This is a genomic window from Microbulbifer variabilis (assembly GCF_023716485.1).
Taxonomy (GTDB): Bacteria; Pseudomonadota; Gammaproteobacteria; order Pseudomonadales; family Cellvibrionaceae; genus Microbulbifer; species Microbulbifer variabilis_B.
This window is the reverse complement of sequence record NZ_CP092418.1, coordinates 4,843,214-4,855,835: the sequence shown is the minus strand read 5'-3', so window position 1 is coordinate 4,855,835 and position 12,622 is coordinate 4,843,214. Positions and strand designations below refer to the sequence as shown.

14 protein-coding genes are annotated in these 12,622 nt (G+C 55.4%); all 14 read left to right on the top strand.

Going from position 1 to position 12,622, the window contains the following annotated elements; all coding sequences use genetic code 11:
• Positions 1-409 precede the first annotated feature (409 nt).
• Positions 410-544 (top strand): 50S ribosomal protein L34, encoded by a 135-nt coding sequence (gene rpmH, locus MJO52_RS21270; protein ID WP_020413885.1) that lies wholly within the window; start codon positions 410-412, stop codon positions 542-544.
• Between the two features lie 27 nt (positions 545-571).
• Positions 572-958 carry a ribonuclease P protein component gene (gene rnpA / locus MJO52_RS21265; RefSeq protein WP_252083960.1) on the top strand — a complete coding sequence of 129 codons (387 nt, stop codon included), beginning with the start codon at positions 572-574 and terminating at the stop codon, positions 956-958.
• Positions 955-1,188, top strand: coding sequence for a membrane protein insertion efficiency factor YidD (gene yidD, locus MJO52_RS21260; RefSeq protein ID WP_083922742.1), 234 nt, complete (start codon positions 955-957; stop codon positions 1,186-1,188). The genes rnpA and yidD overlap by 4 nt, the downstream gene beginning before the upstream one ends.
• 8 nt (positions 1,189-1,196) lie before the next feature.
• Entirely contained in the window at positions 1,197-2,864 is a 1,668-nt protein-coding gene (yidC, locus tag MJO52_RS21255) for a membrane protein insertase YidC (protein ID WP_252083959.1), read from the top strand.
• A 75-nt stretch (positions 2,865-2,939) separates the two neighbouring features.
• Positions 2,940-4,316 carry a tRNA uridine-5-carboxymethylaminomethyl(34) synthesis GTPase MnmE gene (mnmE, locus tag MJO52_RS21250; protein WP_252083958.1) on the top strand — a complete coding sequence of 459 codons (1,377 nt, stop codon included), beginning with the start codon at positions 2,940-2,942 and terminating at the stop codon, positions 4,314-4,316.
• An 892-nt stretch (positions 4,317-5,208) separates the two neighbouring features.
• Positions 5,209-7,098, top strand: a complete 1,890-nt coding sequence (gene mnmG / locus MJO52_RS21245; protein WP_252083957.1) for a tRNA uridine-5-carboxymethylaminomethyl(34) synthesis enzyme MnmG — start codon at positions 5,209-5,211, stop codon at positions 7,096-7,098.
• An 85-nt stretch (positions 7,099-7,183) separates the two neighbouring features.
• Positions 7,184-7,813, top strand: coding sequence for a 16S rRNA (guanine(527)-N(7))-methyltransferase RsmG (rsmG, locus tag MJO52_RS21240; RefSeq protein ID WP_252083956.1), 630 nt, complete (start codon positions 7,184-7,186; stop codon positions 7,811-7,813).
• Between the two features lie 126 nt (positions 7,814-7,939).
• Positions 7,940-8,749: a ParA family protein gene (locus tag MJO52_RS21235; RefSeq protein WP_252083955.1), complete on the top strand. Its 810-nt coding sequence runs from the start codon at positions 7,940-7,942 to the stop codon at positions 8,747-8,749.
• A 12-nt stretch (positions 8,750-8,761) separates the two neighbouring features.
• Positions 8,762-9,664 (top strand): ParB/RepB/Spo0J family partition protein, encoded by a 903-nt coding sequence (locus MJO52_RS21230; RefSeq protein ID WP_252083954.1) that lies wholly within the window; start codon positions 8,762-8,764, stop codon positions 9,662-9,664.
• A gap of 201 nt (positions 9,665-9,865) precedes the next feature.
• The gene (locus MJO52_RS21225; RefSeq protein WP_252083953.1) at positions 9,866-10,228 is read left to right on the top strand and encodes an ATP synthase subunit I; all 363 of its coding nucleotides are present in this window, start codon (positions 9,866-9,868) and stop codon (positions 10,226-10,228) included.
• 50 nt (positions 10,229-10,278) lie between these two features.
• The gene (gene atpB, locus MJO52_RS21220; RefSeq protein WP_252083952.1) at positions 10,279-11,205 is read left to right on the top strand and encodes a F0F1 ATP synthase subunit A; all 927 of its coding nucleotides are present in this window, start codon (positions 10,279-10,281) and stop codon (positions 11,203-11,205) included.
• A 59-nt stretch (positions 11,206-11,264) separates the two neighbouring features.
• Positions 11,265-11,510 carry a F0F1 ATP synthase subunit C gene (atpE, locus tag MJO52_RS21215; protein WP_020413895.1) on the top strand — a complete coding sequence of 82 codons (246 nt, stop codon included), beginning with the start codon at positions 11,265-11,267 and terminating at the stop codon, positions 11,508-11,510.
• 52 nt (positions 11,511-11,562) lie between these two features.
• Positions 11,563-12,033, top strand: a complete 471-nt coding sequence (locus MJO52_RS21210; protein WP_252083951.1) for a F0F1 ATP synthase subunit B — start codon at positions 11,563-11,565, stop codon at positions 12,031-12,033.
• A 12-nt stretch (positions 12,034-12,045) separates the two neighbouring features.
• A complete protein-coding gene (locus MJO52_RS21205) occupies positions 12,046-12,582 on the top strand; it encodes a F0F1 ATP synthase subunit delta (protein ID WP_252083950.1) in 537 nt (178 codons plus the stop codon).
• The last annotated feature ends 40 nt before the right edge of the window (positions 12,583-12,622 follow it).

The window sequence follows — 12,622 nt, the reverse complement described above, 5'->3', positions numbered from 1 at the left end:
TTCCATCGATGGGTTATCCACAAGAAAGCGTGGCGCTGTTGAAAAAATTGCGCAAAAATGTCCATGCAATCAGGTATTTGCGTAACAATTAGACAATTGAAGCCTACGCCTTTGGAACTTTATCCACAGCTGTCTGTGCATATCTTGGGGTCAATCGGTGGGCATCACGAAATACATCAGGTAGCTCAAGGGCTTGTCGATTAGCCGTTATTTGGCATCAGTGATTTAGTGGTAAACAAGCCGAATATCTCCCGTCTGTGCGTTGCTTTCACTGTTGCCTTTCTATACAATCCGCGGCCTTCGCAGCGCGTAGCTCCGTCTGCCCCGGCTCTGTGCCGGACCGGAGCCCAGGCCGCGGCCGGGGATGGTCCCGAGAAATCTTGAACACAAAGTCTCAGGTAGCAAGACTATGAAACGCACATTTCAACCCAGCAACTTGAAGCGCAAACGCACTCACGGTTTCCGCGCTCGTATGGCAACCAAAAACGGCCGTAAAATCCTGGCCCGCCGCCGCGCTAAAGGCCGCAAAGTACTGTCTGCATAATATCTCTTCTTTTTAGAGATTCTCCCTATGCAGCAGGTGCGCAGCAGCTTTGGATTTGCCAAGACTCTGCGCCTGCTTAATGCGGCGCAGTATCGCAAGGTTTTCAATGAAAACGTTGTGCGCGCCGCGCATCCCCACCTCCTGATCCTCGCATGCCCCAGTGATTCTGAGCATCCGCGCCTCGGCTTGGTAATTGCCAAGAAGCACGTGCGCAACGCCTCCGACCGCAATCGAATCAAGCGAATTACCCGAGAAACCTTCCGCTTGCAGCAACACCAGTTGCCGCCGCTGGATGCTGTAGTATTGGCTCGCCCGGGGGTTGCAGATCTGGATAAGGCCGTACTGGCGAAGACACTAAACAAGCTCTGGCGCAAGCTGGCCAAGCGCGCGCAACAGCCACAATCGAAGTCATGAAGTGGCTACTGATCAAGCTGATACACGTCTACCGCTATCTGGCCAGCCCATGGGTAGGTAACCAGTGCCGCTTTTACCCAACCTGCTCGCGATACTCCGAAGAGGCGATTGAAACTCACGGAGCCTTAAAGGGGGGTTATTTAACTGCGCGCCGCCTTATAAAATGCCACCCCTGGCACCCTGGTGGACTGGACCCGGTTCCCCCCACCAAACACAAGAACACGCTCTAGGTATTAAGATGGATTGGCAACGCTATACGCTGCTAGGTGGAATTCTCGCGGTTCTCCTCGCACTTATCTTCCAGTGGAATGCATTTCAAGAGCAGCACACTCCTGAACTCGACCGCGAAACCATAGTTCACGACGATATACAGAGCGGCAGCCAAATCCCGGCGCAGACCAGCGAAAACGGCAATGGCGATGTACCCCAACTGGAGTCCCAAGCGCCAGCAGAGACAGGCACCGATAGCGGCCAACGCACGCTCATCAATGTCACCACCGACGTCTTTGATCTGCTCATTGATCCTCGTGGCGGTGATATCGTAAAAGTGGCCCTGCGACAGTTCCAGGAAAAGCTGGATACGCCTGACCAGCCCTTAATCCTGTTAAACCAGACTCGCTATCACACCTATATCGCCCAGAGTGGTCTGATCGGTAACAACGGCACCGATAGCGCCGCTGGCCGCCCCCTGTTTAAGGTTGAAAAGACCAACTACGCCATGGTGGAAGGGCAGGATCAACTGATTGTGGATCTGACCCTGCAGCAAGAAGGTGCAAATATCACCAAACGCTACACCTTCAAGCGTGGGGACTACCTCGTTCAAGTGGCCTACCTGGTGGATAACACCAGCGCCAAGCCCTGGTCCGCCGCCATGTTTGGCCAGATCAAGCGCGATGCCAGTGAGCCGGTCACTGATACTGGTTTTGGTATGTCACCCTTCCTCGGTGCCGCTCTTCACACCAACGAAGAAAATTACTTCAAGCAGGATTTTGAGGAAATCGCCGAGAAACCCACCCGCACCACAGTGGAAGGCGGCTGGGTAGCCATGGTGCAGCACTATTTCCTTAGCGCCTGGATTCCCCCACAGGATGAACGCAACACTTTTGAGCTGCGCGAATTGTCCAACGGACTATTCCGTATGGGCTTCACCGCCCAGCCGGTACAAATCCCCGCCGCGACTCAGGGCGAGCTGAGCGCTTCCTTCTATGCCGGCCCCAAGGATGTCTACCGCCTGGAGGAGATCTCACCCTATCTTGACCTGACCGTGGATTACGGCTGGCTGTGGTGGATTGCCAAGCCGCTGTTCCGCGTACTGCACTTTATCCAGGAGCATATTGTCAGCAACTGGGGCTGGGCGATTATCTTGCTCACCGTCTTTATCAAGACACTGCTGCTGCCACTGTCCGCCGCAGGCACCAAGTCTATGGCGCGCATGCGCAAGTTTGCTCCACAGATGAAAAAACTGCAGGAGCAGTACAAGGACAATCGTCAGAAGTTGGCGGAAGAGACCATGAAACTCTACCGCCGCGAGAAGATCAATCCCATGGGGGGCTGCCTGCCGATCCTGCTGCAGATGCCGGTGTTTATCGCCCTCTACTGGATGCTTACCGAAACCGTTGAGCTGCGCCACGCGCCCTGGATCTTCTGGATTCACGACCTGTCGGCAAAGGACCCTTATTTCATCCTGCCGGTACTGATGGGCCTGTCCATGTGGTTTATGCAGAAGCTGAACCCGGCCCCCACCGACCCGACCCAGGCCCGTATCATGCAGCTGATGCCGGTGATGATGACGGTGTTCTTCCTGTGGTTCCCGGCTGGCCTGGTTCTGTACTGGATCGCCAACAACCTGATCACCATCGGTCAAACCTGGTATATCAACAAGCAGGTGGATGCCGGAAAATACTGATCAAGTATCCACAGATCACAAACAACAAGGGCCGCAACTGCGGCCCTTTTCCGTTATGTCGAGTACACTCAGCCGATGACACAACAAAGCCTTAATCGCGACACCATCGCCGCCGTCGCCACCGCACCAGGGCGCGGTGGTATCGGTGTAATCCGCCTATCTGGCCCCAAAGCCCTGTCCATTGCCCAGCAAATCTGCGGGGATAAACCGCTCAAAGCGCGCTATGCCCATTACCGAAATTTTTTCCACAGTGAGCAACTGATCGACCAGGGACTCGCCCTATTCTTCCCAGGCCCCAACTCATTTACCGGAGAAGACGTGGTGGAACTGCAGGGCCACGGTGGCCCGGTCATTCTCGATCAACTGCTGAAGGCAACGATCGAACTGGGAGCCCGCCAGGCACGTCCCGGGGAGTTTTCTGAACGCGCCTTCCTCAACGACAAAATGGATCTCACCCAAGCCGAAGCGATCGCCGATCTGATTGATGCCGGTAGTGCCCAGGCGGCACGCAACGCCATGCGTTCACTACAGGGCGCTTTTTCCGACAAGATCGAAGACCTTGTGGAAAGCCTTACCCACCTGCGTATCTATGTGGAAGCCGCCATCGATTTTCCCGAAGAGGAGATCGACTTTCTCGCCGATGGCAAGGTGGCTGCAGATATCCAGGCCCTACTGGCACAAATGGCTGGTGTGGAAGCTCAGGCGCGCCAGGGCGCCATTATGCGCGAGGGTATGCGGGTGGCCATTGCCGGGCGCCCCAATGCCGGCAAGTCGAGCCTGCTCAATGCCCTCGCGGGTCGCAATACTGCCATCGTCACCGATATCGCCGGCACCACCCGCGATATCTTGCGGGAAGATATCCACATTGACGGCATGCCCCTGCAGTTCGCCGATACCGCCGGCCTGCGGGATGCGCCAGATAAAGTAGAGCAAATAGGCATCGAGCGCGCCTGGGAGGAGATTCACCAGGCGGATCGCGTGCTCCTGGTAATGGATGCAGAGCAACTTCACTCACTGGACCCGGCAGAGGCCTGGCCGGAATTTACCAACCAGCTTCAGGACTTAGACAAGCTCACACTGGTACTGAACAAAATTGATCTCAGCGATTACAGTGCCGGCCTCCAAGCTCACACTCAAGGAGTGCCGGTTATAGCCATCAGCGCCAAGACCGGTGCGGGCCTCGAAGCACTGAAGGAGCATTTGAAACAGTCTATCGGCTTCAGTGGTGCTGCCGAAGGCACTTTTAGTGCGCGTAGACGCCATTTAGAGGCTCTTGAGCGCGCCCGCGCCTTTATTGAGCAAGGTTCCCAGCAGCTCCACAGCCATGGTGCCGGTGAATTACTCGCGGAAGACTTGCGTCAGGCCCAGCAGGCGTTGGGGGAAATCACCGGTGCAATGAGTGCGGACGAGCTGCTCGGGAAAATTTTCGGCAGCTTTTGTATCGGAAAATAAGAAGGTGAGGAGTTCCACGCACTTATCCAATTGGGGGCGCTAGCTAATAGCGTCCTCTTCTCTTCCCTAAAGTACCTCCCCACTCTCCTTCTTCTTATTCTCCTTCTGGCACAAGTTCCACACCTCTTGCTCACAGGAAGAGCCCAGATCTATCCTAGGTTGTTAAAAAAGTTCTATTTAATCCCCAGCTTTCCCGCATATTTTCCACGAAATAGGTGAGAAATAAGCTTGAGATAGCTATTTAAATGGCTCTTAAGGGAAAGAAGTTATACATGTCCACGGGGATTACCCGTGGATAATCTTATTGGCAGTTATCTCACCATTAACCCACACCCATTCAATGGGTATATGCACAGATTTATACATAGCGTTCGACTACTCACAGGTATCCCCCAGAAAGTCTGGGTAAAGCACCACAGACACTAGTCAAAAAAAGCTGACTGTGGGCAAAAGAGGGGATAAGCACCTGCAAAATAGAATAATCGTATGATGATAACTTCCTAATAAGAGTAGATAGGGCAAAGTTGTCCCAAGTTTTCACAGCCTCATACCCCGGTTACCCCTGTGTCCACCAAGGGTTTGTCGGCAGGGTTTTCATCTTTATAACTTATTGTTTTTAAAGGTTTTTTTGTGCTTATACCGAGTTGCCGTAGGTCTAATAAAAACAATAAATATAAAAAAATACTCTTTAAGATATACATATATTCATTAGTAAGAGTGTTTAAGAAAGCAAGACAGAGTTTTGAAATTCATCCGATCAGAAGTTGATATTCAGGAAGGAGAGAGAAAGACAAAGGCAGAGCTTTCCTAAACAGCTTGAATAAAGCCAATTGCTGAGGACACTTACTGACTATAAAATGTGCGCCCCAAGTTGTAACCAGTAGCAGCCACTATGGAATTCCCTAAGACCTATGATGTGATCGTGATCGGCGGAGGCCATGCAGGTACCGAAGCCTCCCTGGCAGCGGCACGTATGGGAGCTTCCACTCTGCTACTGACCCACAATATCGAGACCCTTGGGCAAATGTCCTGCAACCCGGCCATTGGCGGTATTGGCAAGAGTCATCTCGTGAAGGAGGTCGATGCCCTCGGTGGCGCTATGGCAACGGCAACAGACCTGGGCGGAATTCAGTTCCGGGTCCTCAATGCCCGCAAAGGCCCCGCAGTAAGGGCAACTCGTGCCCAGGCCGATAGAGCCCTATATCGTGCCGCGATCCGTTCGATCCTGGAAGCACAGGAAAACCTGGAGATCTTCCAACAAGCGGCAGATGACCTGATTGTCGAAGGCGAACGCGTTGTGGGCGTTGTCACCAACGCAGGAGTACGCTTTCGCGCCAAGACAGTGGTACTGACCGCCGGGACTTTCCTCGGTGGGCGTATCCACATCGGCTTGGATAACCACGCCGGCGGCCGCGCCGGAGACCCACCCTCGATTGCCTTGGCGGATCGTCTGCGCGAACTGCCTTTCCGTGTCGAGCGCCTCAAAACCGGCACCCCTCCTCGTATTGATGCCCGCTCAGTAGATTTCAGTGAGTTGGAGGAGCAGTGGGGAGACAGTCCCACACCGGTAATGTCTTACTTGGGCAGCCGCGATCAGCACCCACGCCAGGTCTGCTGCTGGATTACCCACACAAATACCCGTACTCATGAAATTATCCAAGGGGGGCTCGACCGCTCGCCCATGTATTCCGGTGTGATTGAGGGGATTGGCCCGCGCTATTGCCCCTCCATTGAGGACAAGGTGCACCGCTTTGCGGACAAAGACAGCCACCAGGTGTTTATCGAGCCGGAGGGGCTGACTACCAACGAGCTATACCCCAATGGTATTTCCACCAGTCTGCCTTTCGATGTGCAGATTGAGCTGGTGCACTCCATCAAGGGCTTTGAAAAGGCGCATATCACCCGCCCGGGCTATGCGATTGAGTACGATTTCTTCGATCCGCGCGATCTTTTGCCGTCCCTGCAAACCAAATTTATCCAGGGGCTCTATTTTGCTGGCCAGATCAATGGCACCACCGGCTACGAAGAAGCGGCCGCCCAGGGGCTCCTGGCTGGCGCCAACGCCGCCCTGCAGGCCCAAGAGCGCGAAGCCTGGTCCCCGCGTCGGGATGAAGCCTACCTGGGCGTGCTTGTGGATGATTTGATCACCAGTGGCACCAAAGAGCCCTACCGCATGTTTACCAGCCGTGCGGAATATCGCTTGCTGCTCCGTGAGGACAATGCTGACCTGCGCCTGACCGAAAAAGGTCGCGAATTGGGCCTTGTCGACGATACCCGCTGGGCAGCGTTCAGTGAAAAGCGCGAGGCGATCGCCCGGGAAACCCAGCGACTGCAAGAGACCTGGGTGCACCCAAAGACGCCCCAGGCCGCCTCTGTAGAAACCAAATTGCCGCAGCCATTGGCGCGGGAATACAGCCTGATGGACCTGCTGCGCCGTCCGGAACTGGGCTATCAGGATGTGGCGGGCCTCAAAGGGGAAGCGGTAACCGACGAGCAGGTTGCCGAACAGGTGGAAATTTCGGCCAAGTACGCCGGCTATATCGATCGCCAGCGCGAGGAAATTGAGCGCTTGCAGGCCTACGAAGATACCCCGATCCCGGCGGACTTCGACTATAGCGATATTTCTGGTCTGTCCAATGAGGTCAAGCAAAAGCTGGGAGAGACCCGCCCGGATACCCTGGCGCGGGCCTCGCGAATACCGGGCGTGACGCCCGCATCCATATCCCTGCTGTTGATCCAGTTGAAAAAGCGCGGGCTGCTCAAGCGCAAAAAAGCGGTATAAATCGGTTTTCCACAGGGTATCCCGCGAGGCCCTGCGGGGTTTGAATTTCGCGGGACTACTGGGGGATAGACCCATTTCTCACTCAATGGAACAGTTTCGTCCGCGCCTGTTAGAGGCGGCGGCACAGATGTCGGTGGTACTCAGTGACCGGCAGCAGGATCAGCTACTGGAATACCTGGCGCTTTTTGCCCGCTGGAACAGTGCTTACAACCTGTCCGCCATACGCGACCCGGAGCAGATGCTGGAGCGCCATATTATCGACAGCCTCAGTGTGGTAAATCTCTGTGGCGAAGGCTCTTTGATCGATGTGGGTAGCGGTGGCGGCCTACCAGGGATTCCTCTGGCAATTGTGCATCCGGAGCGCGCCATCACCCTGCTCGACAGCAATGGCAAGAAGACCCGCTTCCTATTCCAAGTGGCCAGCACCCTGCCCCTGCCCAATATCACGGTAGTCAATGAGCGGGTAGAAGCCTTTGTGCCAGAACAGCCTTTTGCCGGTGTGGTGTCCCGCGCCTTTGCCTCCATCGAAGATATGGTCAATGGCAGTGAGCATATGTTGGCACCCAGGGGTCGTTTTTATGCCATGAAGGGCAAGCTGCCTGAGGATGAGTTGAGCGCTCTGCCAAAAGGCATTAAGGTCGAGCAGGTGCACCGGTTGTCGGTGCCTGGCTGCGACGGTGAGCGACATATGATTCAGCTCTGTCGCACAGAATAAGATGATAGTTTGGTGGGCCTGTCGCCCGCTCAATCCTACTCCCCTGTCGTGGGGCACAACAGCCGCCGCCCGAAGCCGAGCCGGCGTCGGGGCAAACGCACCCGGAAACAACAAAGGACAAGAATCTTGAGCAAGATATTTGCTGTGGCCAACCAGAAAGGCGGGGTTGGCAAGACCACTACCTGCGTCAACCTGGCCGCATCTTTGGTTGCCAACAAGCGGCGCGTATTGCTGATCGACCTGGACCCCCAGGGCAATGCCACCATGGGCAGTGGTGTGGATAAAAGTGACCTGGAGATGTCCGGTTACGATGTGCTGGCCGCTGAGTTACCCGTTGAGCAGGCCATTGTATCCACAGAGAGCGGTTTTGATTTGATCCCTGGCAACGGTGACTTGTCTGCGGCAGAGGTGGAGTTGCTGAATCTGGAGGGGCGCGAATCTCGTCTGAGCCGCGCTCTGGCAACGGTGAGCAATCGTTACGATTACGTGATTATCGACTGCCCGCCGTCGCTAAATATGCTGACGGTAAACGCCCTCTGTGCAGCTCACGGCGTATTGATTCCCATGCAGTGCGAATATTATGCCCTGGAGGGACTGTCAGCCTTGGTGGATACGATCACCCAGATCCAGCAGACTGCTAATCCGGACCTGAAAATCGAAGGCATCTTGCGTACCATGTACGATCCGCGCAACAGTCTTACCAGCGAAGTATCGGCGCAGTTGCAGGAGTATTTTGGCGATAGCCTGTATCGAACTTGTATTCCGCGCAATGTGCGCTTGGCGGAAGCGCCCAGTTTTGGTAAACCGGCGTTGGATTACGATCGCCACTCCAAGGGCGCTATCGCCTACCTGGCATTGGCTTGTGAAATCAATCGCCGCCATCCCGCCAATCAATCTACCAAAAAGAAAAACCGCCCCATGGCGGAAGCGGTATAAGGGGTAATAACTATGGCCGCCAAACGCAAAGGACTGGGCCGGGGCTTATCCCACCTGATCAGCAATAAAAACAGCACCGTGATCGCCGAGGCTACCGGTGAGGCCGAAACCGAAACTGCCGTGGTCGACGGTGAGTTGAAAGAATTGCCGATCGAGTTTTTGCAACGGGGTCGCTACCAGCCGCGCCGGGATTTTCCACAGGAGTCCCTGCAGGAACTGGCGGACTCTATTCGCGCCCAGGGTATTATGCAGCCGATCGTCGTACGTGGTATCGGCGAGCAAAGCTACGAGATTATTGCCGGTGAGCGGCGTTGGCGTGCCGCCCAACTGGCGGGATTGGAGAAAGTGCCAGCGCTGGTGCGCAGCGTTTCCGATGAAGCCGCCATCGCCATGGCATTGATCGAGAATATCCAGCGTGAAGATCTGAATCCGGTCGAAGAGGCTGTGGCCCTTAAGCGGCTGCAGGATGAATTCAAGCTGACTCAGCAGGAAGTGGCCGATGCGGTGGGTAAATCTCGAACTGCCGTGACCAACTTACTGCGCTTATTGAGCCTCAGTGAAGAGGTGCGCACTTTCCTTGAGCGCGGTGACCTGGAGCTGGGCCATGCCAAGGCGCTGCTCGGTCTCTCCGGTGCCACCCAGCGTTCCGCCGCACGTCAGGTTGTCGAGCGCAGCCTCACCGTGCGCCAGACGGAAGCGCTGGTGCGTCGCCTGCAACAGCCGGCCACGCCGAAGCAGGAAAAGCCCAAGCCCGACCCCAATATCCGCCGCCTTACCGAGCGCCTGGCGGAAAAGGTCGGAGTGCCGGTCTCTATCGATCACAACGAAAAGGGCAATGGTCGCCTGGTGCTGAAATTTACCACTCTGGAAGAGCTGGACGGAATCCTTGCCCACCTCGGTTACGCCGAGGATTAAAGCCGTGGCGAAATGCGCGTCCTAGTGGCGCGCGCAATAACTGTTGGCAATTACTCACTGCGCCGAGTAATTCCGCGCAAAACCTCCCGAAAATCAAATAAGTTGGCGACATTTGCCGGTTGAATCGGCGATGCTGTTGCAGCATAATTCGCACGCCCAAATTTTGGGCGGACAGCGCACAGAAGTCGGCTTATCCCGTCTATGAGAAAACCCCCGGTATTACGAATTGCCGCGGTACAGCTTCTGCTGATATCGGTGGCCAGTGCGGTACTGCACTTGAGTGGCAAACCGGTGACGGCGCTCTCCGTATTTATCGGCGGTGCCCTATGTGCACTGCCCGGAGCATATTTCGGCAGGCGCGCCTTTCGCGATAGCGGTGCGCGCGCGGCCCATCGCGTGGTAGGCAATTTCTACCGCGCGGAAACCGGCAAATTTATATTGACCATGGCGGGTTTTGCGGCAGTTTTTGCCACCGTCAAGCCGCTGAATGCGGCAGCGCTTTTTATCAGCTACGTCCTCTGTGTGATCGTGCAGTGGATTATGGTGGCGCGCATGGTCCGCTAGCCGGTGGATAAGAAAAAAAGAATTCTTACTTTTACGATTGTTGAGGAACTATGGCGGGCGAAGCTCTAACTGCGACGGGGTATATCCAACACCACCTGCAAAATATGACTTACGGCAAGCTGCCGGCCGGGTACACCCGCGCCGATGGTTCTGTGCTTAGTGAGTCCACCTGGACTATGGCGCATTCCTCTCAGGAAGCCGCGGATATGGGCTTTTGGGCCCTACATGTGGATACCCTGGGTTGGTCTATCGGCCTCGGTCTGATTTTCTGTTTCCTGTTTGCCCGCGCTGCCAAAAAGGCCAGTGTGGATAAGCCCACCGGTTTCCAGAGTTTTGTGGAGCTGGTCACCGAGTTTATCGACAAGCTGGTTAAGGAAACCTTCCCCCACCGCAACACCATGGTTGCCCCGATGGCGTTGACCATTTTTGTGTGGGTGTTCCTGATGAACCTGATGGACCTGGTGCCGGTGGACTGGCTACCGATGGCTGCCGCCAAGATTTCCGGTAACGATCACCTCTTCTTTAAAGTGGTTCCGACTACCGACCCGAACGCCACTCTGGGTATGGCCCTGGCGGTGTTTGCGCTGATGATTTTCTTCAGTATTCGCGAAAAAGGTGCCATCGGTTTCCTGAAAGAGCTGACTCTGCACCCTTTCCATACCGGCAAGCTGTTCTTTGACATCCTGCTGATCCCGGTCAACTTCCTGCTGGAGGCAGTATCCCTGATCGCCAAGCCGATCTCCCTGGGCCTGCGTCTGTTCGGAAACCTCTACGCCGGTGAAATGATCTTTATCCTGATCGCGATTGTCTTTGGCGTTGGCGTTCTCGGCTTTATTGGTGCGGGTCTCCTGCACATGGGCTGGGCGATCTTCCACGTACTGGTAATCGTGCTGCAGGCGTTCGTATTTATGGTATTGAGCACCGTGTACATGGCGATGGCACACCATCGCGACGATGAGCACGAGCACGATCAATAAGTTTTTAACCCTTTTTTCGACCTTTACAACAACTCTTTAACTTTGATTTGGAGAACACAATGGAAGCATTAGGTCTGGTTTACATCGCAAGTGCACTGCTGATCGGTCTGGGCGCCCTGGGCACCGCTATCGGTTTCGGTACTCTGGGTGGCAAGCTGCTGGAAGGTTCCGCTCGTCAGCCTGAACAGGCTCCGGCTCTGCAGGGCAAAATGTTCCTGATGGCTGGTCTGCTTGACGCGGTTCCGATGATCGGTGTTGGTATCGCTATGTACCTGATCTTCGCCGTAGCTCCTGGTCTGGTTTAATTACGCCGTTCCAATTGCCCTTAACCCTATTTAAAGAGCAAGAGGTGTCGGTGTGAATATCAACCTGACTCTAATCGGCCAGTCGATTACTTTCCTGTTTTTCGTCTGGTTTTGCTGGAAGTTTGTTTGGCCGCCGCTTTTGGGCGTGATGAAAGAGCGTGAGCAGAAGATCGCAGATGGTCTCGCTGACGCCGAGCACGCGCAGAAAGATCTGGAACTGGCCAAGCGCAAAGCTGCCGAGCAGCTGAAAGAAGCCAAAGATCAGGCGAGCGAGATTATCGATGGCGCCAACAAGCGCGCTAATCAGATTATCGATGAAGCAAAGCAGGCTGCGCATGCCGAGGGCGATCGCCTGAAAGCTGCGGCTAAAGCTGAGATCGACCAGGAAGTGAATCGCGCTAAAGAGCAACTGCGCAGCCGTGTGGCAGACCTGTCTGTCCTGGGTGCGGAGAAGATTCTCGCGGTCAATATCGACGCTAAGGCGCACGACGACCTGATCGACAAACTGGCAGCCGAGCTGTAAGCGAGGAACCCCATGGCGGAACTCAGCACACTGGCCCGGCCCTACGCTAAAGCTGCATTTGCCTATGCGCAGCAAGCCTCCCACTTAGGTGGTTGGAGCGCTGCGCTGGAAACTGCGGCGGCGGTCAGCCAGAACGAAAAAGTGCGTGAGCTGCTGGATAATCCACAGCTCACCAGTGAAGAGCGCGCAGATAAATTCCTGTCGATCTGTTCAGACGAGCTCGGCGAGCACGGAAAAAATTTCATCCGGTTGCTGGCGGAAAACCACCGCCTGCAGCTGCTGCCGGAAATTTCCGAGCTGTTCGAAGAGCTGAAAGCGCAGGCGGAAGCCACCCTCGAGGTGGAAGTTGTTTCCGCGCACGCCCTGAGCGATGCACAGGCGCAAGCACTGGGCCAAAAGCTCAGGGCGAAGTTTGAACGCGAAATACATCTGCACAGCTCGGTGGACGAGAGCCTGCTGGGCGGCGCGATCATCCGCGCCGGTGATACAGTCATCGACGGTTCCGTACGCGGCCGTCTGGCCAAGCTCGCCGAGGCGATGAACTCCTAAATTACTCTCCCCGTCGGCGTCAGCCGGCGGGGGACTTGAG

Excerpts from the sequence above, each read along its gene's own strand:
- rpmH (WP_020413885.1), top strand. The coding sequence starts at position 410 with ATGAAACGCACATTTCAACCCAGCAACTTGAAGCGCAAACGCACTCAC.
- rnpA (WP_252083960.1), top strand. The coding sequence starts at position 572 with ATGCAGCAGGTGCGCAGCAGCTTTGGATTTGCCAAGACTCTGCGCCTG.
- yidD (WP_083922742.1), top strand. The coding sequence starts at position 955 with ATGAAGTGGCTACTGATCAAGCTGATACACGTCTACCGCTATCTGGCC.
- yidC (WP_252083959.1), top strand. The coding sequence starts at position 1,197 with ATGGATTGGCAACGCTATACGCTGCTAGGTGGAATTCTCGCGGTTCTC.
- mnmE (WP_252083958.1), top strand. The coding sequence starts at position 2,940 with ATGACACAACAAAGCCTTAATCGCGACACCATCGCCGCCGTCGCCACC.
- mnmG (WP_252083957.1), top strand. The coding sequence starts at position 5,209 with ATGGAATTCCCTAAGACCTATGATGTGATCGTGATCGGCGGAGGCCAT.
- rsmG (WP_252083956.1), top strand. The coding sequence starts at position 7,184 with ATGGAACAGTTTCGTCCGCGCCTGTTAGAGGCGGCGGCACAGATGTCG.
- MJO52_RS21230 (WP_252083954.1), top strand. The coding sequence starts at position 8,762 with ATGGCCGCCAAACGCAAAGGACTGGGCCGGGGCTTATCCCACCTGATC.
- MJO52_RS21225 (WP_252083953.1), top strand. The coding sequence starts at position 9,866 with ATGAGAAAACCCCCGGTATTACGAATTGCCGCGGTACAGCTTCTGCTG.
- atpB (WP_252083952.1), top strand. The coding sequence starts at position 10,279 with ATGGCGGGCGAAGCTCTAACTGCGACGGGGTATATCCAACACCACCTG.
- atpE (WP_020413895.1), top strand. The coding sequence starts at position 11,265 with ATGGAAGCATTAGGTCTGGTTTACATCGCAAGTGCACTGCTGATCGGT.
- MJO52_RS21205 (WP_252083950.1), top strand. The coding sequence starts at position 12,046 with ATGGCGGAACTCAGCACACTGGCCCGGCCCTACGCTAAAGCTGCATTT.